Source organism: Streptomyces sp. SID4985, assembly GCF_009863025.1.
Taxonomy (GTDB): domain Bacteria; phylum Actinomycetota; class Actinomycetes; order Streptomycetales; family Streptomycetaceae; genus Streptomyces.
In genome coordinates this window covers 21044-46291 of sequence record NZ_WWIR01000716.1, presented here as the reverse complement: position 1 = coordinate 46291, position 25248 = coordinate 21044, and the positions used below count along the sequence as shown (strand labels likewise).

The 25248-nt window shown below is 71.3% G+C and carries 23 protein-coding genes, 1 tRNA gene and 1 pseudogene; 14 read left to right on the top strand and 11 right to left on the bottom strand.

Translation table 11 applies throughout. The features are described from left to right. Window positions 1–117 precede the first annotated feature (117 nt). The 5 genes from acs (at window position 118) to GTW40_RS33470 (ending at window position 5534) form a co-directional block, all read left to right on the top strand. A complete protein-coding gene (gene acs / locus GTW40_RS31820) occupies window positions 118–2073 on the top strand; it encodes an acetate--CoA ligase (protein ID WP_161183594.1) in 1956 nt (651 codons plus the stop codon). A 201-nt stretch (window positions 2074–2274) separates the two neighbouring features. Further along, window positions 2275–3717 (top strand): Na+/H+ antiporter NhaA, encoded by a 1443-nt coding sequence (gene nhaA / locus GTW40_RS31815; RefSeq protein WP_161183593.1) that lies wholly within the window; start codon window positions 2275–2277, stop codon window positions 3715–3717. 63 nt (window positions 3718–3780) lie between these two features. Continuing rightward, a complete protein-coding gene (locus tag GTW40_RS31810; RefSeq protein ID WP_161183592.1) occupies window positions 3781–4284 on the top strand; it encodes a phage holin family protein in 504 nt (167 codons plus the stop codon). After that, window positions 4281–5216 carry an alpha/beta hydrolase gene (locus GTW40_RS31805; RefSeq protein ID WP_161183591.1) on the top strand — a complete coding sequence of 312 codons (936 nt, stop codon included), beginning with the start codon at window positions 4281–4283 and terminating at the stop codon, window positions 5214–5216. Before GTW40_RS31810 ends, GTW40_RS31805 begins: the two co-directional genes overlap by 4 nt. Window positions 5217–5354: 138 nt before the next feature. Continuing rightward, complete coding sequence (locus tag GTW40_RS33470; protein ID WP_161183590.1) at window positions 5355–5534, top strand: hypothetical protein; 180 nt, start codon at window positions 5355–5357, stop codon at window positions 5532–5534. Between the two features lie 49 nt (window positions 5535–5583). On the opposite strand, the gene GTW40_RS31795 is transcribed toward GTW40_RS33470, so the two are convergent. The 3 genes from GTW40_RS31795 to nth all read right to left on the bottom strand — a co-directional run bounded on the left by GTW40_RS31795 (window position 5584) and on the right by nth (window position 8524). Beyond that, on the bottom strand, window positions 5584–6783 hold the full coding sequence (locus tag GTW40_RS31795) for a MarP family serine protease (RefSeq protein WP_161183589.1): 1200 nt from the start codon (window positions 6781–6783) through the stop codon (window positions 5584–5586). A 120-nt stretch (window positions 6784–6903) separates the two neighbouring features. Continuing rightward, the gene (locus GTW40_RS31790) at window positions 6904–7599 is read right to left on the bottom strand and encodes a CoA pyrophosphatase (RefSeq protein ID WP_161183588.1); all 696 of its coding nucleotides are present in this window, start codon (window positions 7597–7599) and stop codon (window positions 6904–6906) included. Between the two features lie 49 nt (window positions 7600–7648). Next, a complete protein-coding gene (gene nth, locus GTW40_RS31785; RefSeq protein WP_343245835.1) occupies window positions 7649–8524 on the bottom strand; it encodes an endonuclease III in 876 nt (291 codons plus the stop codon). 275 nt (window positions 8525–8799) lie between these two features. On the opposite strand from nth, the gene GTW40_RS31780 reads away from it, so the two are divergent. Beyond that, window positions 8800–9474, top strand: a complete 675-nt coding sequence (locus tag GTW40_RS31780; protein WP_018547939.1) for a Crp/Fnr family transcriptional regulator — start codon at window positions 8800–8802, stop codon at window positions 9472–9474. A gap of 153 nt (window positions 9475–9627) precedes the next feature. After that, window positions 9628–10473 carry a nucleotidyltransferase domain-containing protein gene (locus GTW40_RS31775; RefSeq protein WP_161183586.1) on the top strand — a complete coding sequence of 282 codons (846 nt, stop codon included), beginning with the start codon at window positions 9628–9630 and terminating at the stop codon, window positions 10471–10473. A 6-nt stretch (window positions 10474–10479) separates the two neighbouring features. On the opposite strand, the gene GTW40_RS31770 is transcribed toward GTW40_RS31775, so the two are convergent. The 4 genes from GTW40_RS31770 to GTW40_RS31755 form a co-directional block, all read right to left on the bottom strand. Next, window positions 10480–11310: an MBL fold metallo-hydrolase gene (locus tag GTW40_RS31770; RefSeq protein ID WP_161183585.1), complete on the bottom strand. Its 831-nt coding sequence runs from the start codon at window positions 11308–11310 to the stop codon at window positions 10480–10482. Further along, complete coding sequence (locus GTW40_RS31765; RefSeq protein ID WP_161183584.1) at window positions 11307–12182, bottom strand: NUDIX hydrolase; 876 nt, start codon at window positions 12180–12182, stop codon at window positions 11307–11309. The genes GTW40_RS31770 and GTW40_RS31765 overlap by 4 nt, the downstream gene beginning before the upstream one ends. Window positions 12183–12322: 140 nt before the next feature. Next, window positions 12323–12787: a RidA family protein gene (locus GTW40_RS31760; RefSeq protein ID WP_161183583.1), complete on the bottom strand. Its 465-nt coding sequence runs from the start codon at window positions 12785–12787 to the stop codon at window positions 12323–12325. Then, the gene (locus GTW40_RS31755) at window positions 12784–12942 is read right to left on the bottom strand and encodes a DUF4177 domain-containing protein (protein WP_018547934.1); all 159 of its coding nucleotides are present in this window, start codon (window positions 12940–12942) and stop codon (window positions 12784–12786) included. The genes GTW40_RS31760 and GTW40_RS31755 overlap by 4 nt, the downstream gene beginning before the upstream one ends. A 72-nt stretch (window positions 12943–13014) precedes the next feature. Here GTW40_RS31755 and GTW40_RS31750 point away from each other — a divergent pair, with 72 nt between their 5' ends. Together GTW40_RS31750 and GTW40_RS31745 are read left to right on the top strand one after the other, a co-directional pair. Further along, window positions 13015–13992 (top strand): ArsA-related P-loop ATPase, encoded by a 978-nt coding sequence (locus tag GTW40_RS31750; protein WP_161183582.1) that lies wholly within the window; start codon window positions 13015–13017, stop codon window positions 13990–13992. After that, window positions 13989–15359, top strand: a complete 1371-nt coding sequence (locus GTW40_RS31745) for an ArsA-related P-loop ATPase (protein ID WP_161183581.1) — start codon at window positions 13989–13991, stop codon at window positions 15357–15359. The genes GTW40_RS31750 and GTW40_RS31745 overlap by 4 nt, the downstream gene beginning before the upstream one ends. A gap of 170 nt (window positions 15360–15529) precedes the next feature. On the opposite strand, the gene wblA is transcribed toward GTW40_RS31745, so the two are convergent. Further along, the gene (wblA, locus tag GTW40_RS31740; RefSeq protein ID WP_018547931.1) at window positions 15530–15868 is read right to left on the bottom strand and encodes a transcriptional regulator WblA; all 339 of its coding nucleotides are present in this window, start codon (window positions 15866–15868) and stop codon (window positions 15530–15532) included. Window positions 15869–16408: 540 nt separating this feature from the next. Here wblA and GTW40_RS31730 point away from each other — a divergent pair. Continuing rightward, complete coding sequence (locus GTW40_RS31730; RefSeq protein ID WP_161183580.1) at window positions 16409–18745, top strand: transglycosylase domain-containing protein; 2337 nt, start codon at window positions 16409–16411, stop codon at window positions 18743–18745. 97 nt (window positions 18746–18842) lie between these two features. Here the strand turns inward: GTW40_RS31730 and GTW40_RS31725 are convergent, their stop codons facing one another. Next, complete coding sequence (locus GTW40_RS31725; RefSeq protein WP_161183579.1) at window positions 18843–19310, bottom strand: GatB/YqeY domain-containing protein; 468 nt, start codon at window positions 19308–19310, stop codon at window positions 18843–18845. A gap of 117 nt (window positions 19311–19427) precedes the next feature. Here GTW40_RS31725 and GTW40_RS31720 point away from each other — a divergent pair, with 117 nt between their 5' ends. The 3 genes from GTW40_RS31720 (at window position 19428) to GTW40_RS31710 (ending at window position 21349) form a co-directional block, all read left to right on the top strand. Further along, window positions 19428–20354: a metallophosphoesterase gene (locus GTW40_RS31720; protein ID WP_161183578.1), complete on the top strand. Its 927-nt coding sequence runs from the start codon at window positions 19428–19430 to the stop codon at window positions 20352–20354. An 82-nt stretch (window positions 20355–20436) separates the two neighbouring features. Further along, window positions 20437–21198 carry a Pr6Pr family membrane protein gene (locus GTW40_RS31715; RefSeq protein ID WP_161183577.1) on the top strand — a complete coding sequence of 254 codons (762 nt, stop codon included), beginning with the start codon at window positions 20437–20439 and terminating at the stop codon, window positions 21196–21198. A gap of 77 nt (window positions 21199–21275) precedes the next feature. Next, window positions 21276–21349, top strand: a tRNA-Pro gene (locus GTW40_RS31710). Window positions 21350–21666: 317 nt separating this feature from the next. Here the strand turns inward: GTW40_RS31710 and GTW40_RS31705 are convergent. Further along, on the bottom strand, window positions 21667–22551 hold the full coding sequence (locus tag GTW40_RS31705) for a winged helix-turn-helix transcriptional regulator (protein WP_161183576.1): 885 nt from the start codon (window positions 22549–22551) through the stop codon (window positions 21667–21669). A 129-nt stretch (window positions 22552–22680) separates the two neighbouring features. Here GTW40_RS31705 and GTW40_RS31700 point away from each other — a divergent pair, with 129 nt between their 5' ends. Then, window positions 22681–23937, top strand: a complete 1257-nt coding sequence (locus tag GTW40_RS31700) for an MFS transporter (protein ID WP_161183575.1) — start codon at window positions 22681–22683, stop codon at window positions 23935–23937. 351 nt (window positions 23938–24288) lie between these two features. On the opposite strand, the pseudogene GTW40_RS31695 reads toward GTW40_RS31700, so the two are convergent. Next, window positions 24289–25248: pseudogene (locus GTW40_RS31695) on the bottom strand (LacI family DNA-binding transcriptional regulator); the annotation flags it as partial.

Below are 25248 nucleotides of genomic sequence, written 5' to 3'. Positions count from 1 at the left end.
TCCGGAGGGGCCGCAGAAAGGTCTAAACCAATTCTGCGGCCCACCCTTGTCATCGGCCTCCGGGTCTGATGAGGTGTGGCCCGGGACACAACGGACACCCTGGGAAAGGGAGATGTCGTGAGCAACGAGAGCCTGGCCAACCTCTTGAAGGAGGAGCGCCGCTTCGCGCCGCCAGCTGACCTGGCGGCCGACGCCAACGTCACGGCCGAGGCGTACGAACAGGCCAAGGCTGACCGGCTCGGCTTCTGGGCCGAGCAGGCCCGGCGGCTGAGCTGGGCCAAGGAGCCGACCGAGACGCTGGACTGGTCGAACCCGCCGTTCGCCAAGTGGTTCCAGGACGGCGAGCTGAACGTCGCCTACAACTGCGTGGACCGCCATGTCGAGGCCGGGAACGGCGACCGGGTGGCCATCCACTTCGAGGGCGAGCCGGGCGACAGCCGCGCGATCACCTACGCGGAGCTGAAGGACGAGGTCTCCAAGGCCGCCAACGCCCTGCTGGAGCTGGGTGTCCGCAAGGGCGACCGGGTCGCGATCTACATGCCGATGATCCCCGAGACCGCGATCGCGATGCTGGCCGCGGCCCGCATCGGCGCCGCGCACTCGGTCGTCTTCGGCGGCTTCTCGGCGGACGCGCTGGCCACCCGCATCAAGGACGCGGACGCCAAGGTCGTCATCACCTCCGACGGCGGTTTCCGGCGCGGCAAGCCGTCCGCGCTCAAGCCCGCCGTGGACGAGGCGGTCGCCAAGGCCGGCTCGGTCGAGCACGTGCTCGTGGTGCGCCGTACCGGGCAGGACGTAGCGTTCGACGCCGAGCGGGACGTCTGGTGGCACGACCTGGTCGGACGCCAGTCGGCCGAGCACACCCCGGAGGCGTTCGGGGCGGAGCACCCGCTCTTCATCCTCTACACCTCGGGCACCACGGGTAAGCCGAAAGGCATCCTGCACACCTCGGGCGGCTATCTCACCCAGGCGGCGTACACCCACTGGGCCGTCTTCGACCTCAAGCCGGAGACGGACGTCTACTGGTGCACGGCCGATGTCGGCTGGGTCACCGGGCACTCGTACATCGTGTACGGCCCGCTGGCCAACGGCGCGACCCAGGTGATGTACGAGGGCACCCCGGACACCCCGCACCAGGGCCGGTTCTGGGAGATCGTGGAGAAGTACCGCGTCTCGATCCTCTACACCGCCCCGACGGCGATCCGGACGTTCATGAAGTGGGGCGACGACATCCCCGCGCAGTTCGACCTGACCTCGCTGCGTGTCCTCGGTTCGGTGGGCGAGCCGATCAACCCCGAGGCGTGGATCTGGTACCGCAAGAACATCGGCGCCGACCGCACCCCGGTCGTCGACACCTGGTGGCAGACCGAGACCGGCGCGATGATGATCTCGCCGCTGCCCGGCGTCACCGAGACCAAGCCCGGTTCCGCGCAGCGCCCGCTGCCCGGCATCGGCGCGACGGTCGTGGACGACGAGGGCCACGAGGTGCCGAACGGAGGCGGCGGCTATCTGGTCCTGACCGAGCCGTGGCCGTCGATGCTGCGCACCATCTGGGGCGACGACCAGCGGTTCCTGGACACGTACTGGGCGCGCTTCCCGGACAAGTACTTCGCGGGCGACGGCGCCAAGAAGGACGACGACGGCGACATCTGGCTGCTCGGCCGGGTGGACGACGTGATGCTGGTGTCCGGGCACAACATCTCCACCACGGAGGTGGAGTCGGCGCTCGTCTCGCACCCGGCGGTCGCCGAGGCGGCGGTCGTGGGCGCGGCGGACGAGACCACGGGCCAGGCCATCGTCGCCTTCGTGATCCTGCGAGGGAACGTGACGGAGGACGACAAGCTCGTCGCCGAGCTGCGCGACCACGTGGGCGCCACGCTGGGCCCGATCGCCAAGCCGAAGCGCGTCCAGCCGGTCGTGGAGCTGCCCAAGACCCGCTCCGGCAAGATCATGCGCCGTCTGCTGCGCGAGCTGGCGGAGGACCGTGAGCTGGGTGACGTGACGACTCTGGCCGACTCCACGGTCATGGCGCTCATCCAGAGCAGGATGCCGTCCAAGCCCAGCGACGACTGAGCGACGCGGTACGGCCGAGTGGGGTGCCCGGTGCGCGGGAAGCGCCGGGCACCCCTCGCGCGTACGGTCCACTGCAGGGGATGCGTCACCCCCTGAACTTAGGTAAAGTAAACAAAATCGGCACGCGCGACGTGCCCAAGGTGCGCCGGGAAGTCTGGTCGGCAAGCGTTTCGTCCTGCCCACGACCGGAAGGCCCCCGTGATGACCGCGCCCCGCACCCCGAACGCCACCCGCCGGGCCCTGGGACGTCTGTCGCTGCCCGAGCGGACCGCCGTCGCGGACGCGCTGCGCACCGAGACCGTGGGCGGTGTCCTCGTCCTCGTCGCGGCGATAGCCGCCCTCGTCTGGGCGAACGTCCCGGCACTCCGCGACAGCTACGAGGCGGTCAGCCACTTCCACCTCGGCCCCGCCGCGCTCGGCCTGAACCTCTCCGTCGCGCACTGGGCGGCCGACGGCGTGCTCGCGGTGTTCTTCTTCGTCGCCGGGGCGGAACTCAAGCGCGAGCTGGTCGCAGGCGATCTGCGCGACCCCAGGGCGGCCGCGCTGCCCGTGGCGGCGGCACTGTGCGGAATGGCCGTACCCGCGCTGGTGTACACCCTCACCGGCCTCACGGGGGGTGGCTCACTGGCCGGGTGGGCGGTGCCCACGGCCACCGACATCGCCTTCGCGCTCGCCGTGCTCGCGGTCATCGGCACCTCGCTGCCCAGCGCCCTGCGCGCCTTCCTGCTCACGCTCGCCGTCGTCGACGACCTCTTCGCCATCCTGATCATCGCGGTGTTCTTCACCGGCCGGCTCGACTTCGTCGCGCTCGGCGGGGCCGTCGCCGCCCTGGCCGTCTTCTGGCTGCTGCTGCGCAAGGGGGTGCGCGGCTGGTACGTGTACGTGCCGCTCGCGCTGGTGGCCTGGGCGCTGATGTACCGGAGCGGGGTGCACGCCACCATCGCGGGCGTCGCCATGGGGCTGATGCTGCGCTGCACCACCCGTGAGGGCGAGGAGCGCTCGCCCGGGGAGCGGATCGAGCATCTGGTGCGGCCGGTGTCGGCCGGGCTCGCGGTGCCGCTGTTCGCGCTGTTCAGCGCCGGGGTGCCGGTCTCCGGCGGTGCGCTCGTGCAGGTCTTCACGCGGCCGGAGACGCTCGGTGTGGTGCTCGGTCTGGTCGTGGGCAAGACCGTCGGTGTCTTCGGCGGCACCTGGCTCACCGTGCGCTTCACCCGGGCCACGCTCGGCGAGGGTCTCGCGTGGGCCGACGTGTTCGCGGTCGCGACGCTCGCGGGGATCGGTTTCACCGTCTCGCTGCTGATCGGCGAGCTGGCCTTCGCGGACGACGCCGCGCTGACCGCCGAGGTCAAGGCGGCCGTCCTCGTCGGATCGCTGATCGCGGCCATCTGTGCGACCGTGCTGCTGAAGGTACGTAATGCGAAGTACCGGGGCATGTGCGAGGAAGAGGAGCGCGACGAGGACGAGGACGGCATCCCCGACATCTACGAGGAGGACGATCCCGCGTACCACCTACGCATGGCCGCGATCCACGAGCGCCGGGCCGCCGAACACCGTCGGCTGGCCGCCGAGAAGGCCGCCGCCGCGCGGCACGCGCGTGCGGAAGTGCCCGGCGGGGCAGGCGACGGGAACGGTCGTCCGGCATGATCTGACGAGACGGTACAAACCAAGCGGTACACCAAGACGGCACCACTTCAGAGGGAGAACGCGATGAGCGCACCCGACGGCAGCCCGGTCGGCGCCGAACACAGCATCGGCCAGTTGTTCGCTTCGGCGTCGACCGACTTGTCGGCGCTGGTGCACGACGAGATCGCCCTGGCCAAGGCGCAGCTCAGGCAGGACGTCAAGCGCGGTGCGATGAGCGGCGGTTCGTTCTCGGTGGCGGGCGCGCTGCTGCTGTTCTCCCTGCCGATGCTCAACTTCGCGCTGGCGTACGGCATCCGCACCTGGAGCCACTGGAACCTCGCGATCTGCTTCCTGCTCTCCTTCGCGGCCAATGTGCTGCTCGCCGGGCTGCTCGCGCTCGTCGGCCTGATGCTCGCCAAGAAGGCCAAGAAGAGCAAGGGCCCGCAGAAGGTGGCCGCTTCGATGAAGCAGTCGGCGGGCGTGCTCCAGAAGGCCAAGCCGCACCCGCGCGGAACCGGCCCGCAGCACCCGCGCGCGCTGCCTCCGGCCGAACGCGGGCGCAAGGCTGTGGCACGCTCGTCCTCATGACGGAACCCGCCGCCGCCCCGGCCGTACGCATCGGCATCCCCTCCGGGGAGAAGGTCACCCACCGGGACGTCGCCGCCAACGGCGCACGTTTCCACATCGCCGAACTCGGCGACGGACCCCTGGTGATGCTGCTGCACGGCTTCCCGCAGTTCTGGTGGACCTGGCGCCATCAGCTGTCCGCGCTCGCCGCGGCGGGCTATCGCGCCGTCGCCATGGACCTGCGCGGCGTGGGCGGCAGCGACCGCACCCCGCGCGGTTACGATCCCGCCAACCTCGCGCTCGACGTGACCGGTGTGATCCGCTCGCTGGGCGAGCCCGACGCCGCCCTGGTCGGTCACGACCTGGGCGGCTATCTGGCGTGGACGGCCGCCGCGATGCGGCCCAAGCTGGTGCGGCGGCTCGCCGTGGTGTCGATGCCGCACCCCAGGCGCTGGCGGGCGGCGATGCTCCGGGACACCCGGCAGACGGCGGCCAGTTCGTACATCTGGGGTTTCCAGCGGCCGTGGATTCCCGAGCGCAGGCTGACCGCCGACGACGGGGCGCTGGTGGGGCGGCTGATCCGGGACTGGTCCGGGCCGCGCCTGCCGGAGGACGCGGACGTGGAGACGTACCAGCGGGCCATGTGCATCCCTTCCACCGCGCACTGCTCCATCGAGCCGTACCGCTGGCTGGTGCGCTCGCTGGCGCGGCCCGACGGCATCCAGTTCAACCGCCGGATGAAGCGGCCGGTGCGGGTGCCGACGCTGCATCTGCACGGCTCCCTCGACCCCGTCACCCGGACGCGCAGCGCGGCCGGTTCGGGCGAGTACGTGGAAGCGCCGTACCGCTGGCGGCTGTTCGACGGGCTCGGCCACTTCCCGCACGAGGAGGACCCGGTGGCGTTCTCCACGGAGCTGATCAACTGGCTGAAGGACCCCGAACCCGACCGGTGACCGTACGGGCCGCGGAGTGCCCCTTTTCCCGACCGTTCCTGAACACTTGTCCGCCGAACGGCCACATGCCTGACGCATAGGCCGATCGGTGGGCGCGGAAGCGGTTATCGACCTTGGGGCGGGGGCACACGTCGGGGTATGGGCTGGACGCACGACTACAGTGACGCACCCCGCGACCGCCGTTCCCTCGCCGGACCCGGTTCGGCGCGGCGAGGGACACCGCAACTGGCGGAAGCGGACCCGAGGGTGGGGATTCCGCGCATTCTGCGCCGCCGGGCCCGCTGGGTCTCGGTACGCCTGCGTCACCCGCGCGGCTGAACGCACGGCTCAAGCGACACCGGCCGTCGGGCCGCCCCCACACCAAGCCTCACAGGGCGCAGTTGTCCGTGCCCACCTGCTCGGTGGCGGTGCGTCCCTTGGCGATGTCGGCGCGGATCTCGTCGGCGGTCAGGGCGTAGCCGGTCTCGGCGTCGTCCAGCGACTTGGCGAACACCACGCCGTACACCTTCCCCTTGGGGGTGAGCAGCGGGCCGCCGGAGTTGCCCTGGCGGACGGTGGCGTAGAGCGAGTACACATCGCGGGCGACGGTGCCCCGGTGGTAGATGTCCGGCCCGTTGGCCGTGATGCGCCCGCGCACGCGCGCCGCGCGCACGTCGTACGAGCCGTTCTCCGGGAACCCGGCCACGATCGCGCCGTTGCCGCCGTCGGCGTCCTCGGTGGAGAACCGCAGTGCGGGCGCCGTCAGGTCGGGCACGTCCAGGACGGCGATGTCGCGCCGCCAGTCGTACAGCACGACCCTGGCCTCGTACGTGCGGCCCTCGCCGCCTATCTGGACGGTGGGTTCCTCGACGCCGCCCACCACGTGCGCGTTGGTCATCACGCGGCGGTCGCCGAAGACGAAGCCGGTGCCCTCCAGGACCTTGCCGCAACTGTGCGCGGTGCCGGTGACCTTGACGATGGAGCGCTGGGCCCGCACGGCGACCGCGCCGCGCGCGAGGGCCGGGTCGGGCGGCTGGACCTCCTGGATGGGCTCGTTCGAGAACGGGCTGAAGACCTGCGGGAAGCCGTTCTGCGCGAGGACGGAGGTGAAGTCCTTGAACCAGATGTCGGCCTGACCCGGCAGCACCTGGTCCATGCCGACCAGCACCCGGGAGTCGCGCACCTCGCGGCCGACCGTCGGCAGCGTGGTCTGGGCGAGGGCGGAGCCGAGCAGCCAGGCGACCAGCAGCATCGCGGCGACGTTGACGAGGGCGCCGCCGGTGGCGTCCAGGGCGCGGGCCGGTGACCACGTGATGTGGCGGCGCAGCCGGCCGCCGAGGTGCGTGGTCAGAGCCTGGCCGACGGAGGCCACGACGATGACGACGACCACGGCCACCACGGCGAGCGTGGTGCCGACCTTGCGGCCTCCGGTCACGGCGTCCCAGATCACCGGGAGCGCGTAGACGGTGACGAGACCGCCGCCGAGGAAGCCGGTCACCGACAGGATGCCGACGACGAAGCCCTGGCGGTAGCCGACGACCGCGAACCAGGCGGCCGCGGCCAGCAGGAGGATGTCGAGCACGTTCACCGCTTCTGGCCCCGCCCCATCACGTTCGCTCCGGCCCCGGCGGCTCGGCCGGGGACCCGGGGAGCGGCGGCAGTCCCGCCGCTGTCGTGTCCCCGGGGAAAACACCGCACGGACACCCTGTCACGACCGCCGGTCGAGCGGGACCTGCCGGGATCGGTCCCAGGGCATTTCCCAGCCCGCGTAGTGCAGCAGCCGGTCGATCACCCCGGCGGTGAAGCCCCACACCAGGGCCGATTCGACCAGGAACGCCGGGCCTCGGTGGCCGCTGGGGTGGGTGGCCATGGCGCGGTTGGCGGGGTCCGTGAGATCCGCCACGGGGACGGTGAAGACCCGCGCGGTCTCGTTGGGGTCGACGACACCGACCGGGCTGGGCTCGCGCCACCAGCCGAGGACGGGCGTGACGACGAACTCGCTGACCGGGATGTAGAGCGCGGGCAGCACGCCGAAGAGCTGCACGCCCGCCGGGTCGAGCCCGGTCTCCTCCTCGGCCTCGCGCAGCGCGGCCCGCAGCGGCCCGTCGGCCTTCGGGTCGCCGTCCACCGGGTCGAGCGCGCCGCCGGGGAAGGACGGCTGGCCCGCGTGCGAGCGCAGCGAACCGGCGCGTTCCATCAGCAGCAGCTCGGGGCCGCGCTCGCCCTCGCCGAAGAGGATCAGCACGGCCGACTGGCGGCCCGAGCCGTTCTCCGGCGGCAGGAAGCGGCTCAGCTGGAGCGGCTGGACCGTCTCGGCCGCACGGGCCACCGGCTCCAGCCAGCCGGGCAGCCCCTCCCGGCGCAGGGCCACCGGCCCCTCGTGCGTGTCCCGCGTGTACGTCATGCCCGCCCCTCGCCGTCGCCCAACGTCCGTGCTCCCCGCACCCCTGCCGTCATCCGGCCCCCAGCGGCGGGGCCGCGATGCCGCCCGCGTCCAGATACGCCTGCGGCGGGTTCAGTCGCTGGCCGGGGAAGCCGCCCTTCTCGTACTTGAGGAGCTTCCGCGCCTTCTCGGGGTCCGTCTCGCCCTCGCCGTACGAGGGGCAGAGCGGGGCGATGGGGCAGACGCCGCAGGCGGGCTTGCGGGCGTGGCAGATGCGGCGGCCGTGCCAGATCACGTGGTGGGACAGGTCGGTCCAGTCCTTCTTGGGGAACAGCTCCCCTACGGCCGCCTCGATCTTCTCGGGCTCGGTCTCCTCGGTCCACTTCCAGCGCCGCACCAGCCGCTGGAAGTGGGTGTCCACGGTGATCCCGGGGCGCCCGAAGGCGTTGCCGAGGACCACGAAGGCGGTCTTGCGGCCGACTCCGGGCAGCTTGACCAGGTCTTGCAGCTTTCCGGGCACCTCGCCGCCGAAGTCCTCCACGAGGGCCTTGGAGAGCCCTATGACCGAGCGCGTCTTGGCCCGGAAGAAGCCGCAGGGCCGCAGGATCTCCTCGACCTCCTGCGGGTCGGCGGCCGCGAGGTCCTCGGGGGTCGGGTACTTGGCGAAGAGCGCCGGGGTCGTCTGGTTGACGCGCAGGTCGGTGGTCTGGGCCGACAGGACCGTGGCGACCACGAGCTGGAAGGGGTTCTCGAAGTCCAGCTCGGGGTGGGCGTAGGGGTAGACCTCGGCCAGCTCGCGGTTGATCCGGCGGGCGCGGCGGACCAGGGCGGTGTGGGACTCACCGGTGCCGGACGTTCCGGGGACGCGGGAGCCGGTCTTCTTCGCCGGAGCCTTTTTTACGGTTTTCACCTTTTTGCCACTTCCATCGGAACCCTGTTCGCCCACGGCGGAATCGCGGCGCACGGTCACCCGTTCAGCCCCCTCGGCCTGTGCTCTCACCGGCTGTTTGGACACCCGGCCAGCCTAAAGCCCGGCACCGACATCCGCCCCGGACCCGGAGGATCAGCCCCCGATTGGACCCCTGCCGCTCACGTTGGGACACGTGTGCGGCATCCTTGTGACAGATCACACTGTTTGGACCGTCCGGCAAAATGGGGAGCACGGTCCCCTGGCACGTGGGGGAGAACCATCCCCTGAGCAGGTCGACAAGGAGAGAACTCGTGGACGACGTTCTGCGGCGCAACCCGCTCTTCGCGGCTCTCGACGACGAGCAGTCCGCGGAGCTTCGCGCCTCCATGAGTGAGGTGACCCTCGCCCGTGGAGACTCCCTGTTCCACGAGGGCGACCCCGGCGACCGGCTGTACGTCGTCACGGAGGGCAAGGTCAAGCTTCACCGCACCTCCCCCGACGGGCGGGAGAACATGCTGGCCGTCGTCGGCCCCGGCGAGCTGATCGGCGAGCTGTCGCTGTTCGACCCGGGCCCGCGCACGGCGACCGCCACCGCGCTGACCGAGGTCAAGCTGCTCGGCCTCGGTCACGGCGACCTCCAGCCCTGGCTGAACGCGCGCCCCGAGGTGGCCACGGCCCTGCTGCGCGCCGTCGCCCGCCGTCTGCGCAAGACCAACGACGCCATGTCGGACCTGGTCTTCTCCGACGTCCCCGGCCGCGTCGCGCGCGCTCTGCTCGACCTCTCGCGCCGCTTCGGCGTGCAGTCCGAGGAGGGCATCCACGTCGTCCACGACCTCACCCAGGAGGAGCTGGCCCAGCTGGTGGGCGCCTCCCGCGAGACCGTGAACAAGGCGCTGGCCGACTTCGCCCAGCGCGGCTGGCTGCGCCTGGAGGCGCGGGCCGTGATCCTGCTGGACGTGGAGCGCCTGGCGAAGCGCTCGCGCTGACCCGACACACTCACGCGGTGACAGGGGCCCTGCCGGACGGCGGGGCCCTTTCCCGTGTTCCCGTTGGCCCACGGTGACCCGTCCCGGAGCGGCCCGTCGTGATCGCCGTAATTCGGCTGATCGCAACCGCCCCGTACCGGCAGAGTGCGGGGTATGCCCGAGCCTCAGCGCCTTCCCGCCCCGCACGGCCTGGACCCCGACGGGTTCATCGCGCGCGAGGGCTCCCTCGCGCGCGTGCCGCCCTCCTTCCGCCCGGTCGTGGCCGCCGCGCGCGACCGTCTCACCGCCGCCTACGGCGACCGCCTGGACAGCGCCTACCTCTACGGCTCGGTCCCGCGCGGCACCGCGCGCGAGGGCCGCAGCGACCTGGACCTGCTGGTCGCGCTGGTCGCGGAGCCGACCGAGGCCGACCGGACCGTCGCGCACGCCCTCGGGGCGGCCCTGGACCGGGAGTACGGCGTGATCGACGGCGTGGGCACCCTCCTGTACGGCCAGGAGCGGCTGCTGAGCGAGGCGGAGCGGCACGACCTGGGCTGGTTCGTGGCCTGCCTGTGCACCCCGCTCGCCGGGGACGACCTGGCCGCCCTGCTGCCCCGCTACCGCCCGACGTCCCTGCTGGCCCGCGAGACCAACGGCGACCTCGCCCGGCTGCTGCCCCGCTGGCGGGCCCGGATCGCGGCCGCGCCGGACACCGAGGAGGCGCGCAGACCGCTGGTGCGCTTCATGTCCCGGCACCTCGTGCGCACCGGCTTCACCCTGGTCATGCCCCGCTGGCGGGGCTGGACGAGCGACCTGGGCGAGATGGCCGAGGTCTTCGGGGCGTACCACCCGGAGCGGGCCGCGCCGATGCGGGTGGCGGCGCGCTACGGCCGCGAGCCCGCCGGGGACACCGGGGTGCTGCGGCTGTACACGGACGACCTCGGCCCCTGGCTCGCCGCCGAGTACGCGCGCGTGCACGGCGAGAAGGTCCTCCGTCCGGAGGAGGAGGCGACGCCGTAGCGCCGGTCAGATCAGCCCGTGCTCACCCAGATAGTCCAGCTGGGCGCGGACGGACAGCTCGGCCGCGGGCCACAGCGAGGGGTCCACGTCGGCGTAGACGTGGGCGACGATCGCGGGCGCGTCGCGGTGGCCGTTCTCCACGGCCGTCTCGACCTGGGCGAGCCGGTGGGCGCGGTGGGCCAGGTAGAACTCGACGGCGCCCTGGGCGTCCTCCAGGACCGGCCCGTGGCCCGGCAGGACGGTGTGCACGCCGTCGTCCACGGTGAGCGAGCGCAGCCTGCGCAGGGAGGCCAGGTACTCACCCAGACGGCCGTCGGGGTGCGCCACCATGGTCGTGCCGCGCCCGAGGATCGTGTCGCCGGTCAGCACCGCGCGGTCGGCCGGGAGATGGAAGCTCAGCGAGTCGGAGGTGTGCCCGGGGGTCGCCACGACCCGCAGTTCGAGGCCGCCGGTGGTGATCACGTCTCCGGCCGCCAGGCCCTCGTCGCCCAGGCGCAGCGCCGGGTCGAGGGCACGCACGCGCGTGCCGGTCAGTTCCGCGAAGCGGGCGGCGCCCTCGGCGTGGTCGGCGTGGCCGTGGGTGAGCAGGGTGAGGGCTATGCGCCGCCCGGCCCGCTCCGCCGCGTCCACGACCGCGCGCAGATGGCCCTCGTCGAGGGGCCCGGGGTCTATGACCACGGCCAGGTCGGAGTCCGGCTCGGCGACGATCCAGGTGTTGGTGCCGTCCAGGGTCATCGCGGAGGCGTTGGGCGCGAGGACGTTGACGGCCCGTTCGGTCGCGGGGCCCGAGGCGACCACGTTCCGGGGCTGGCCGGGCAGTACGGCGGCGTCGGTCATGCCGCACCTCCGCCGGGGGCCGCCGGGACGTGCTTGGTGAACTCGTCGTGTCCCGGCCAGCTCAGCTCGACCTCGCCGCCCCGCAGCCGGGCGCGCGCGAGCACCGGGGTCATGTCCCGCTCCGGCGCGGCCGCGAGCACGTCGGCGGCGGTGCCGTACGGCAGCAGCTGGCGCAGGGTGGCGATGGTGGGCGGCATCATCAGCAGCTCGCCCCGGTCGTACCCGGCGGCGGCCTCCTCGGGGCGTGTCCAGACCGTGCGGTCGGCCTCGCCCGAGGTCTCGCGGGTGCGCTGGCCCTCGGGGAGGGCGGCGACGAAGAACCAGGTGTCGTAGCGGCGGGACTCGAACTCCGGGGTGATCCAGCGGGTCCAGGCGCCGAGCAGGTCGGAGCGCAGGACCAGGCCCCGGCGGTTCAGGAACTCGGCGAAGGACAGCTCGTGGGCGGTCAGGGCGGCGCGGTCGGCCTCCCAGTCGTCGCCACTGGTGTCGCCCACGACCGCGTCGGGGCCGCTCCCGGCGAGCAGGACGCCCGCTTCCTCGAACGTCTCCCGCACGGCCGCGCAGACGACGGCCTGGGCGCTGTTCTCGTCCACCCCGAGCCGGTCGGCCCACCACGCGCGCGAGGGGCCCGCCCAGCCGATCTCGCGGTCGTCGTCGCGCGGGTCGACCCCGCCGCCCGGATACGCGTACGCGCCTCCGGCGAAAGCCATGGAGGCGCGTCTGCGCAGCATGTGCACGGCCGGTCCGCCCGGCGTGTCCCGCAACAGCATCACGGTCGCCGCGCGCCTGGGCGCCACGGGAGTGAGCGTGCCGTCCGCGAGCGCGCGGATGCGGTCCGGCCACTCCGGGGGGTACCACTGACCGTTCGCCATGGCCGGAGGCTATCCCGGACAGAGCGAATGTTCGAGAGGTGGCCGGGGGTCGTGCGAGGGGTTTGACGTGGGTGTTACGTGAGCTGCTCCCCCTGGACCGGTGAGGACCGGGGAAGCGGCTCGCACCCGGGCTTCCGGACCTACGGAAGCAGCTCCACCTGGATCTCGACCTCCACCGGCGCGTCCAGCGGCAGCACCGCGACGCCGACCGCGCTGCGGGCGTGCACGCCCCGGTCGCCGAGGACCTGGCCGAGCAGTTCGCTGGCGCCGTTGAGGACGCCGGGCTGGCCGGTGAAGTCGGACGCGGAGGCCACGAAGCCCGTGACCTTCACCACGCGGGCGATGCGATCCAGATCACCCGCGACGGACTTCACGGCGGCCAGCGCGTTCAGCGCGCAGGTGCGGGCGAGCTCCTTGGCCTCCTCCGCGGTGACCTCGGCGCCCACCTTGCCGGTGACCGGCAGCTGCCCGTCCACCATGGGCAGCTGGCCCGCGGTGTAGACGTACACACCGGACAGCACGGCCGGCTGGTAGGCGGCCAGCGGCGGCACGACCTCGGGCAGTGTCAGCCCGAGGTCGGCCAGCCGGGCCTCCACCGCGCTCACGCCTGCTTCTCCCGCTTCAGGTAGGCCACGAGCTGCTCCGGGTTCGGTCCGGGCACGACCTGGACGAGCTCCCAGCCGTCCTCGCCCCAGTTGTCCAGAATCTGCTTCGTGGCGTGGACGAGCAGCGGCACGGTCGAGTATTCCCACTTGGTCATGGGGCCGACTGTAGTCGCTGTTATCCACAGCCTCCCGCGTGACCGCGGCCCGGACTGGTTAGTCTCGAAGACGTGAGCAGGCTCCAGGTCGTCAGCGGCAAGGGCGGGACCGGAAAGACGACGGTCGCCGCCGCCCTCGCGCTGGCCCTCGCGACCGAGGGGAAGCGGACGCTTCTCGTGGAGGTCGAGGGCCGGCAAGGCATCGCACAGCTCTTCGAGACCGAGGCGCTGCCCTACGAGGAGCGGAAGATCGCCGTCGCTCCCGGGGGCGGGGAGGTGTACGCACTCGCCATCGATCCCGAACAGGCCCTTCTGGACTACCTCCAGATGTTCTACAAACTCGGCGGCGCGGGCCGCGCCCTGCGGAAACTGGGCGCCATAGACTTCGCGACCACCATCGCGCCGGGCCTCAGGGACGTCCTGCTGACCGGCAAGGCGTGCGAGGCGGTGCGCCGCAAGGACAAACAGGGGAAATTCCTCTACGACCACGTCGTGATGGACGCGCCCCCGACCGGCCGCATCACCCGCTTCCTGAACGTCAACGACGAGATGGCGGGCCTCGCCAAGATCGGCCCGATACACAATCAGGCGCAGGCCGTGATGCGGGTGCTGAAGTCGCCCGAGACGGCGGTGCACCTGGTGACGCTGCTGGAGGAGATGCCGGTCCAGGAGACCGCCGACGGCATCGCCGAACTCCGCGCGGCGGGGCTGCCGGTGGGCGAGATCATCGTCAACATGGTCCGCCCCGAGGTGCTGGACGCGGCCGACCTGGAACTCGCCCGCACCGTCTCGCACTCCGCCGTCGCCCGCGCGCTGTCCTCGGCCGGACTCGGCGGCGCCCGCCGGGGTGGCAACGCCGAGCGGCTGGTCGACCCGCTGCTGAACCAGGCCGCCGAGTACGCCGAGCGGTACGCGCTGGAGCAGGAGCAGCGCGCGGTCCTCGCCGAGCTGGGCCTGCCCATGCGCGAACTGCCGCTGTTCGCCGAGGGCATGGACCTCGCGGGCTTGTACGAACTCGCCACCGAGCTGCGGAAGCAGGGGTTGTCATGAGTCCGGACCCGGCACGGCCGAAGGCCGCCGGAGCGCACGCCGAGGACGGCGAGCGCCCCGGCCTGTCCCCCGCCCGCGCGCTCGACGTGGACGCGCTCCTGGACGACCCCGGGACCCGGATCGTGGTGTGCTGCGGCTCCGGGGGGGTCGGCAAGACCACGACGGCGGCGGCGCTCGCGCTGCGCGCGGCCGAGCGGGGCCGCAAGGTGGTCGTCCTCACCATCGACCCCGCCAAGCGGCTCGCCCAGTCCATGGGCATCGACTCGCTGGACAACGTGCCGCGCCGGGTCAAGGGCACCGAGGACCGCCGTCCGGACGCCGGGTCCGACGACACCCCGGGCGGCGAACTGCACGCCATGATGCTCGACATGAAGCGCACCTTCGACGAGGTCGTGGAGGCGCACGCGGATCCCGAGCGGGCCGCCCAGATCCTGGCGAACCCCTTCTACCAGACGGTCTCCGGAGGCTTCGCCGGTACGCAGGAGTACATGGCGATGGAGAAGCTCGGCCAGCTCCGCGCCAAGGACGAGTGGGACCTGATCGTCGTCGACACCCCGCCCTCCCGCAACGCGCTGGACTTCCTGGACGCGCCCAAGCGGCTCGGCTCGTTCCTGGACGGCCGCCTCATCCGCGTCCTCACCGCCCCGGCCAAGCTGGGCGGCCGCGCCGGAATGGCCTTCCTGAACGTCGGGATGTCGATGATGACCGGCACGCTCGGCAAGCTGCTGGGCGGTCAGCTCCTGAAGGACGTACAGACCTTCGTCTCCGCGATGGACACCACCTTCGGCGGGTTCCGTACGCGCGCGGACGCCACGTTCAAGCTGCTCCAGGCACCCGGTACGGCATTCCTCGTGGTGGCCGCGCCGGAGCGGGACGCGCTGCGCGAGGCGGCGTACTTCGTGGAGCGCCTCGCGGCGGAGAAGATGCCGCTGGTCGGGCTGGTCCTCAACCGCGTGCACGCGAGCGGGGCCGGGCGGCTGTCCGCCGAACGGGCGCTCGCGGCCGCGGAAAATCTTGCGGAGGACCGCATTGTCGATCAGGGGGACGGGAAAGCTGGATCTCGTAACTCTCCCGACATGTACGGAAGTTCAGACTCCGCTCCGTCCGAAGACCCGGCCCCCGGCGCAGGCTCCCCCGCCACGGACCCGGACCGGTCCGTGGACGAGCTGACGGCGGGCCTGCTCAGGCTGCACGCCGACCGGATGCAGTTGCTCGCACGCGAGCAGCGCACCCGGGACCGCTTCGTCGCCCGCCACCCCGAGGTGGCGCTCGTCGAAGTCCCGGCCCTCCCCGGTGACGTACACGACCTGGCGGGCCTGCGCGACATCGGAGACCGTCTCTCCGAGGGCCGCACGGAACTGACCTGACGGGGGCCGCACAGAGCTGGCCTGATGAGAGCCGCACGAAACTGACCTCATGGCGCACACGCCCGTACGGCAGCAGCACACACGGCCCCGCCGCACCTGGGCAGCGGCACACGCAGCCGCCCGGTACCTAGCCCGTACCCAGCCCGTCGGCCTATGCCGGGGGCAAGCCCTCAGCTGACCGCCGCGTAGTTCTCGTACACCTCGTCGTTGTCGAGGGGCACGATTCCCGCGCCGCGCTCGTACTCCGAACGGGCGGTCTCCAGCAGACGCCGCCAGGAGGTGACGGTGGGGCGCCGGCGCAACAGGGCGCGGCGCTCGCGCTCCGTCATGCCTCCCCACACACCGAACTCCACGCGGTTGTCCAGCGCGTCCGCCAGGCACTCCGTCCGCACCGGGCACCCGGTGCACACCGCTTTCGCCCTGTTCTGCGCTGCTCCCTGAACGAACAGTTCATCCGGATCGGTAGTGCGGCAGGCGGCCTGCGCACTCCAGTCGGTAACCCAGCCCATACCGGCGCCGTCCTCTCCCGAATCGAGGCTCCCCCACGGCGGCAGCGGCATATTCACCGCCGCCAGTTGAGGACGTTACGGAAGGCGCGGACAGCGCAACACCCCCGTCGGGCCCAATCTTGAATGGCCCGAACGGACTATGGGTAAGCGGCAGATCACCCGGAGGAGTGAGCTGACGACATGCGTGATCATCCCGGCGAAGCGGGACAGTTGTGGTGCACCACAAGGGGCGTCCGGTGACACATGAGGCGGATTCGGACACGCCCCGCCGGAAAGTGGGGGTACTCCCGGAACGATTCGGGGTCGCCGGACGTATTGCTACATGGCCGCACCGCTGTGACAGTTGAGAGCAGCTTAGGCCAATGCCTGTGCGCGTGTCCGGCGAATGAACACGGACGCGCCCCGCCGCGCCGTGCCATGACGCCCGCGTGTCCCCATGACGCCCGCGTGCCATCGGCGTACGTCACGATCCTGCACCCGAACATCCCGAAGGACTGTCGGTCCATCGGAACGCTCATCAGTACGGATTAGGCTGCCCCCATGCCAAAGAAGCGCTCCGGCGGTGGCCTCTCGACGACGCAGCAGGCCGCCAAGTTCCTCGGTGTCAGTGTGCTGGCGGGGGCGGTGCTCGCGGGCATCGCACTGCCCGCCGCGGGCGCGCTGGGCCTCGCGGCGAAGGGCTCCGTCCAGGGCTTCGACGAGATCCCCGCCAACCTCAAGAGCCCCCAGCTCAGCCAGCGCACGACCATACTGGACAGCCGGGGCCACCAGATCGCGACCGTCTACTCCCGTGACCGCACGGTGGTGGACCTCAAGGACATCTCGCCGTACATGCAGAAGGCGATCGTCGCGATCGAGGACTCGCGCTACTACCAGCACGGCGCGGTCGACCTCAAGGGCGTGCTGCGCGCCCTGAACAAGAACGCCCAGGAGGGCGGGGTCGCGCAGGGCGCCTCCACGCTCACCCAGCAGCTGGTGAAGAACTACTTCATCGAGGAGGCCGGTGACGACCCGACCAAGGTCGCCCAGGCCACCCAGCAGACCCTCGGCCGCAAGGTCCGCGAGCTGAAGTACGCGATCCAGATCGAGGAGAAGCTCGGCAAGAAGAAGATCCTGGAGAACTACCTCAACATCACGTTCTTCGGCGAGCAGGCGTACGGCGTCGAGGCCGCCTCGCAGCGCTACTTCTCCAAGCACGCCAAGGACCTCAACCTCCAGGAGTCCGCGCTCCTCGCCGGCATCGTGCAGTCCCCGAGCCGCTACGACCCGGTGAACGACGAGGCCGAGGCCACCAAGCGGCGCAACACCGTGCTCCAGCGCATGGCCGAGGTCGGCGACATCTCCCAGGCGGACGCCGACAGTGCGATGGACAAGCCGCTCGGGCTGCACGTCAGCCAGCCGAAGAACGGCTGCATCACCGCGACCCGCGGCGCGGCCTTCTTCTGCAAGTACGTGGAGTACGTCTTCCTGACCGACCCGGTCTTCGGCAGGACCCGCGAGGAGCGCGCCAAGCTCTGGAACAAGGGCGGCCTGACGATCCGTACGACCCTGGACCCGCAGGCCCAGGACTCCGTGCAGGACTCCCTCAAGGACCACGTCTACAAGTCCGACAAGGTCGCCGCGGCCGCCACGCTGGTCGAGCCGGGCACCGGCAAGGTCCTGGCGATGGGCCAGTCGAAGCCGTTCGGCTACGGCAAGGACGAGACCGAGTACAACTTCTCGGTGGACAAGGCGTACGGCGGCTCCAACTTCGGCTTCCCGACCGGCTCGACGTTCAAGCCGTTCGTGGCGGCGGCCGCGATCGAGGGCGGCAAGCCGCCGACCCAGTCGTACTCCTCGCCGTACAAGATGGAGTACCCGAGCCCGGTGCAGGGGTGCAAGGGCACCGCGTACCGCAACACCGAGCACGAGACCGTGGAGAACGAGAACGAGTCCGAGAAGGGCCCGTACCGCATGAAGGAGGCGATGGCCAAGTCGGTCAACACCTACTTCGTGCAGCTCATCTCCGACATCGGCCTGTGCCCCGTCGCGAAGATCACCGACGCGATGCACGTGGTGCAGGGCAACGGCACCAAGATCCCGCAGTCGCCGTCCATGGCGCTCGGCTCGATCGGCCTGTCGCCGCTGACCATGGCGAGCGCGTACGCCACCTTCGCCTCGCGCGGCACGTACTGCACGCCGGTCGCCATCGAGTCCATCACCCAGAGGGTCGGCACCGAGAAGAAGTCGCTCCCGGTCCCGAGGACGAGCTGCTCGCGCGCGATGAGCCAGAAGACCGCGGACACGGTGAACACGCTGCTGCGCGGCGTGGTCGACTCCGGCACCGGCAAGGAAGCGGGCCTCACGGACCGCGAGAGCGCGGGCAAGACGGGTACGACGGACGAGCGCAAGAACGCCTGGTTCGTCGGCTACACGCCCAACCTGGCCGGCGCGGTCTGGGTCGGCAGCGCCCAGCAGGACCTGAAGATGTCCCGTATCACCATCGGCGGGATCTACCGCCCGCTGGTCTACGGCGGCGAGGTCCCCGGCCCGATCTGGAAGGACGCCATGGCGGGCGCCCTCGTCGGAAAGGCCGCCCCGGACTTCCAGCTGATCGACATCCCCGACGACGATGACGACGACCACGGCAGGGACGGCGGCCGGGACAACGGCGGCGACAACGGCCGTACGGGCGGCGGTCATCGGGGCAACCCGGGCGGCGGCGGCCTGATCGGCGGTCTCTTCGGCGGCCTGACGAACGGCGGCGGCACGGGGACCCGGGGCGGCACCGGCGGCGGCACTCCCGGTACGACGAACCCGACCGTGACGGTGCCGCAGAACCCGACGCAGGGCCAGGGTCAGGGCAACGGCGGGGCGAACGGCGGCCGCCGGAACTGAGGCACGTACGACGGCGGGGCCGCACCTTCTGCGCGAGCAGGGGGTGCGGCCCCGAAGTCGTTTTACGGGCGGGACTCCCGGAGTCCGGCCGGGGCCGTCAGCCCTGGAGGAGCTTCTTCACGACGGCGGCGACGCGGCCGCCCTCGGCCAGACCGGCGACCTTCGGGTTCACGATCTTCATCACGGCGCCCATGGCACGCGGGCCCTCGGCACCGGCGGCCTTCGCCTCCTCGACCGCCTGGGAGACGATCGCGTTCAGCTCGTCGTCGGAGAGCTGCCTGGGCAGATACGTGGCGAGGAGCTCGCCCTCCGCCTTCTCCCGCTCGGCCGACTCCGCACGACCACCCTGCGCGAACGCCTCGGCCGCCTCGCGACGCTTCTTGGCCTCCTTGGTGATCACCTTGAGGACCTCGTCGTCGGACAGCTCGCGCTTCTCCTTGCCGGCGACCTCTTCCTTGGAGATCGCGGCCAGGGTCAGCCGGAGCGTGGAGGAGCGCAGCTCGTCGCGCTCCTTGATCGCGGCGTTGAGGTCGTCGTGCAGCTTCGCCTTGAGCGTGGTGGTCATGGTCCGATTGTCGCAGGTGCGCGGTCGGGGGCGCGCCCGGATTTCGCGGCCCGAACACCCCTTGCGCCAAAGGGCTCCCGGTCTCGCCGTCGCACCGGGGTCTGACACGATGGTCGTATGCGCGCGCGATACGGAGTACCCCTGGGGATCATGGCGGCAGGCGCCGCCGGAGTGGCCTACGCGGCGGGGTTCGAGGCCCGCTCCTTCCGCCTCCGACGAGTGACCGTGCCGGTCCTGCCGCCGGGGATGCGCCCGCTGCGGGTGCTCCAGGTCTCCGACATCCACATGGTGAGCGGCCAGGGCAAGAAGCGGCGCTGGCTGCAGTCGCTCGCGGGGCTGCGCCCCGACTTCGTGATCAACACCGGCGACAACCTCTCGGACCCCGAGGGCGTCCCCGAGGTGCTGGACGCGCTCGGCCCGCTGATGGAGTTCCCGGGCGCCTACGTCTTCGGGTCCAACGACTACTACGGCCCCAAGCTGCGCAACCCCGCCCGCTACCTCCTGGAGAAGGCCAGCGGCCGCCACGGCCTGAACGGCAACGCGCCCGCCACCGGCGTCGTCCACAACCCCTGGGAGGACCTCAGGGACGGGTTCGACTCCGCGGGCTGGCTCAACCTGACCAACACCAGGGGAACCCTGAAGATCGACGGCTCCTCGATCGAGCTGACGGGCCTGGACGACCCGCACATCAAGCGCGACCGGTACGCCCGGGTGGCCGGTGGACCCACGGCCGGTCACGACTTCTCGATGGGCGTCGTCCACGCGCCGTACCTGCGCACGCTGGACGCCTTCACGGAGGACGGCTACCCGCTGATCCTCGCGGGCCACACCCACGGCGGCCAGCTCTGCATCCCCTTCTACGGCGCCCTGGTCACCAACTGCGACCTGGACACGGACCGGGTGAAGGGGCTGTCGACGCACTCGGTGGCGGGCCGGACCTCGCATCTGCACGTGTCGGCGGGGTGCGGGACGAACCGGTACACGCCGGTGCGGTTCGCGTGTCCGCCGGAGGTGACGTTGCTGACGCTGGTGGGGCGGGTCTAGCGATCTTGGGGGCTTACGGCGGTGTCCCTCTCCCGGAGTACTCCAAATAGCCCCTTTCACCCCTTATGCCTAGCGTGAGGGCATGACCGCACCGATACCCAGGGACATCCCCGACCTGCCGGCGATCCCCAGCCCGCCCGTGCTCCAGCCGTCGCCGGTGCCGGTGACGGCGGTGGTGGCTCCGATCCGGCGCCCCTGGGTGGCGCTCTTCCGCCTGGGAACCGCGCTCCTCGCGGCGGCGGGGATCGCCCTGGAGCTCATGATCGGCGCCCCGTCGCGCATCCTGAGCTACTTCGGCGTCCAGGCGGCGATCCTGCTGGCGCTGGTCATGCTCGTGTCGGCGTCGCGGTCCTGGCGGGCGCGGCGGGCCGTGCCGGCCGCGGTGTCGGGGGCGGCACTCCTCTACATGGTGACGAGCGCGCTGACGTACCACGTGCTGCTCGCCCACACGACACCCCCGTTCACGATGACGGGCACCTCGGCGATCCCGGAACGCTGGCACGCCCAGTGGGGCGCGCTCCAGATCCTCCACACGGTGCTGCCGCTGGCGGCCCTGCTGGACTGGCTGCTGTTCACCCCGGCCCCCCGGCTGCACCTGCGCCAGGCGGCGGCGTGGCTGGTGTTCCCGCTGGCGTACCTGATCTTCACGCTGACACGAGCGCTGTTCATCCCCTCGGACAGCGTGCGGGGCCGCTACCTCTACCCCTTCCTGGACGCCGCCGCCCACGGCTACCGCAGCACCCTCGCGAACGCCCTCCTCATCGGCCTCGCGATCTACGCCCTGGCCCTCCTCCTGATCGCCCTCGACCACACCCGCCCGACCCCCACCCGCCGCCGCGTCTGACCCCGCCCAGAACCGGATTTCGCCTCCGGCCCCCAGTGGGCTAAAGTAAACGTCGTCGCCGCGAGAGCAGCGACAATCGGGGTGTAGCGCAGCTTGGCAGCGCGCTTCGTTCGGGACGAAGAGGTCGTGGGTTCAAATCCCGCCACCCCGACAGCCGTAACACCAGGTCAGGCCCGGCGCTGAGAGATCAGCGCCGGGCCTGATTTGCTGTGCGGGCCCGCTTTGGGAGCCATTTGGGAGCCGACTTCGGCAAGCGGCTCCCCGGCGGCTCCAGCAAGTAGCGTTCCGCGGTCGAGATGGATGTGCGCTGCGTGCGCTCCGTCCAAGCCATCCCCATGGCTTGGACGGAGGAAACGGCAGGCGGTACGACGATCGGAACAACTCCGGGGAGCGGCTGGCGGGTGGGAGTGGCTGTCGCCGTGACGGACGCAGCCGGCATGCCCGGGGCTGTCGCCGCGCCAGCGCCCTTCAGCTCCCCGCCGCCACCCGCCGTACCACCGCCAGCGCCTCGCGCACTGCCCCCGGGATGTCCGTCACCGGGAAGCGCACCTGGCGCACCACGCGTTCGCGGTCCACCACCAGTACCGCCCGCTTCAGTCGCAGTGTCTGCCCGGCACGGAACACCGGTAGCCTCAGAGCGGCGGCGAGGCTCAGGTCGACGTCTGAGAGCAGGGTGAAGGGGATACCCTCCTCAACCGCGAACATCCGCTGCTCGTCCGGGCGTTGAGTACTCACGCCGCGCACCTCGGCGCCCGCCGCGCGGAAGTCGGCGTACGCGTCCCGAAACAGCCGGTTTTCCAGCGTGCAGCCGATGGCACCCGGGATGTCGGTCCAGCCGTCCGGCAGCGGGCCCGGGCGACCGGTCGCCGGGTAGCAGAACAGGACGGTGGCCGCAGCCTCGGCCACCGGATCCAGCCGCTCACCGTCCCGGTGTCCCGGCAGTTCGAGGGGCGGCAGCCGCTCGCCCACCAGGCCCGCCACCCGCCGCGCCTCGGCACTCTCCTCGTCGGCCGTGCCGCTCAACGAGCCGTTGCCGAGCAGCCAGCGGTCCGCCCAGTCCTGCATTGAGAGCAGCACGGGCAACAGCCCCCGCCCGCTGTCCGTCAGCCGGTACTCGTACCGCACCGGGCCGCTGTGATACGGAACCTTCTCCAGGACCTCCGCCTCCACCAGGTGCGCAAGGCGCTCGGTCAACACCTTGCGGGAGATCCCCAGCTCCTCCTGGAGCACGTCGAACCGGTGGTGCCCGCGTGCGGTCTCCCGCACCAAGAGCAGACTCCACCAGTCGCCGACCACCGCCGCCGCCTGCGCGATCGCACAGGCGGCGTCCCGCTCGGGTACCGACCTGACCATGGGTCTCCTGTCCTCCGGATGCAGCATCCAGCCTTCGAAGCCATCTTGCGCCATGTGGTCAGTTCCGGATAGGAACTCACTCACAACCAGGTAAGTTCCCATAAGAGACTAAGTGAAGGTGAGCGTCGCATGAGCGAGGCAACAACGGTCCCGGAGCACGATCACCGCAGCACCCGTCACGCGACCTCGCCTCCGGCCGTCTTCTGGCGTTACTGGGCCGCTGCCACCGTCAGCAGCGCGGGCACTGCCGTCACCGCTCTCGCTCTCCCGTTGGTCGCCCTCACAGTCCTCGACGCCACCGCGCTCCAGGCCGCCCTGCTCGCCGCCGCCGGACAGATCTCCTGGCTGCTGCTCAGCCTCCCGGCCGGAGTGATCGCCCAGCGCGTCCCGCTCCGCCGCCTCCAGGTCACCCTCGATCTCGTACGGTTCGCCGCAGTCGGATCCCTCCCGCTCGCCTGGTGGCTTGACCGGCTCACCTATCCGCACCTGCTGCTCGCGGCTCTGGTCACCGGCGCCGCGACCGTACTCTTCGACATCGGCAACTCCACCTTTCTGCCCGCCATCGTCCCGGAGCGGCAGCTCGCCGCCCGCAACAGCCTGATGTCCGGCACGCACGCCGTCACCGAAACCGGAGGGCCTTCCGGGGGCGGCCTCCTCGTGCACGCCGCGGGCCCGGTCGGCGCGCTCCTCGTGGACGCGGCCAGCTACCTGCTCTCAGCGGTGCTGCTGCGCACCCTCCCCGAGCGCCGTCCCGCCGCCCGCACCGGTGACGGCGCCCTCCGGCTGATCCGCGAGGGCTGGACGTACGTGACGCGGCACCCGGTGATGCTGCCCTGCATGCTCTGGGCCACCGTCACCAACTTCGTCTGCGCCGCCCTGGTCGCCCTCACACCCCTCTACCTGGTCCGGGAGGCCGGGCTGACGCCCGTACAACTCGGCCTGGTGCTCGCCATGGACGGAGTCGGCGCGCTCGCCGGATCCGCCGTGGCGGTCCAACTGACCCGGCGGTTCGGCACCGCCCGGGGGCTTGTCGGGACCGCGTTGGCCGGCGGCGCTGCCGCCCTGCTGGTCCCGCTGACCACGTCCGCGGCCGACGCGTACTGGTTCGCCCTGGGCAACGCCGGCTTCGCCTTCGGCGTCGTCATCGGGTCGATCACCACCCGCACCCACCGCCAGACCGAGTCCCCGCCCGAGCTCCTCTCCCGTGTCATGGCCACCGTCCGCTTCGTCTCCTGGGGCGCCCAGCCGCTCGGCGCCCTCACCGCCGGCCTGCTCGCCACCTACGTGGGGACGCACGCGGCCCTGTGGACGGTGTGCGCGGCCGCACTCCTGCCGCCGCTGTACCTGCTCGCGGTCCCGGTGGGCCGCCGCCGGGACCTCACCTGACACAGACACCCCAGGCTGTGAGGGAACCCGCCCCCTTCCGGCGCTGCCGCAGCAACACCAAGGGCCATGAACCTCGCCGAGACGAGCCTGGAATCGGACGCGGACGGCGACGAGGCCAACGGGGAGAACGAGGCCAGGGGCACTACCGCGTCCATGGAAACCCTGACCAGGACGGATACACCATCGCGGCTTGACCATCACAGTCCCCGAAGCAGAGCTACACCCTTCGCCGTAACCGCCGGAGCGAGCTGGCGGCTCCAGGTTGACTCTGCTCCGGAAACGCAAAAGGTCCTTGGGAAGAGCTGTGCCCCCTTAACGGTGAACGCCAAGGGAGCACAGCAACATTGGCCATCAGGGCTCGATCGGTATACGCGACTCCCTGCGTGCGTGCAGGAGATTGCGCAGTACGCGCACCGATGACGTGGGACTCATCACCAAGCGTGCGTCGAGTGCCGTCTCCCATTGCTCGGTGAGCCCGAGCATGAGGCGCTTGCGCATGCCCGGGGTGACGTGGGCGTAGCGCGCGGAGACGGAGCCGTCGATGTGACCCATGCGCTCGTCCATGAGCGCTTTCTCCGTGCCGAGGTCCTCCATGACGGTCCGGTGAGAATGGCGCAGGCCGTGCGGGGTGAGGCCCTTGGCGATCGGGGTCCAGCAGGAGTCGGCCCGCTCACTGGCACCACGCCCCCGTGCCGGCACTCCTGGCCACGGCTCACCGAGCAAAGGCACGGGCCGCGCCTCCTGCGGTGCCTTCTTCGGGTACCAGCCGGAGACCGCCGGGGTGAACAGCCAGGTGGTGAAGCCGTTTCGGCGCCAGTGGGAAGCGTGCTCCGGCAACGCGCCGCCTCGTACGAACCCGAGGTCCGCGATGGCCTGTTTCACCTCCGCTCGGGTGACTTCGGTGACCCGGTTGGGGTGGTTGAGGACGTTGGACACCGTGCCCGTGGAGACTCCGGCGCGGCGCGCGACGTCGACGAGCTTGGCGACCTGGTGGCCGCCTGTGCGGGCCGCTCCTTGCCCTCGGAAGACGTAGGTCTTGCCGTGGCACGGGCACGGTACGGGTTTCGTGCGGGCGATGTGGTTGGCCACCAGCGCCGACAGCCAGTCCATCGAGTCGATGGTGCGGTAGCTGTCGTCCTTGGGCGGACAGCGCACCAGCTCGCCCGTGTCGAGTTCGTACAGCTGCCATTCGACGCGGACAGCCCCAGGACGGGCGAACTCGGTCTCCAGGCCGACGATTTCGCCCCAGCGCATGCCCGTGTACCCCTTGAGGACCACGGCGACGAACTCGTCGTCGCGGCCAGAGAGCAT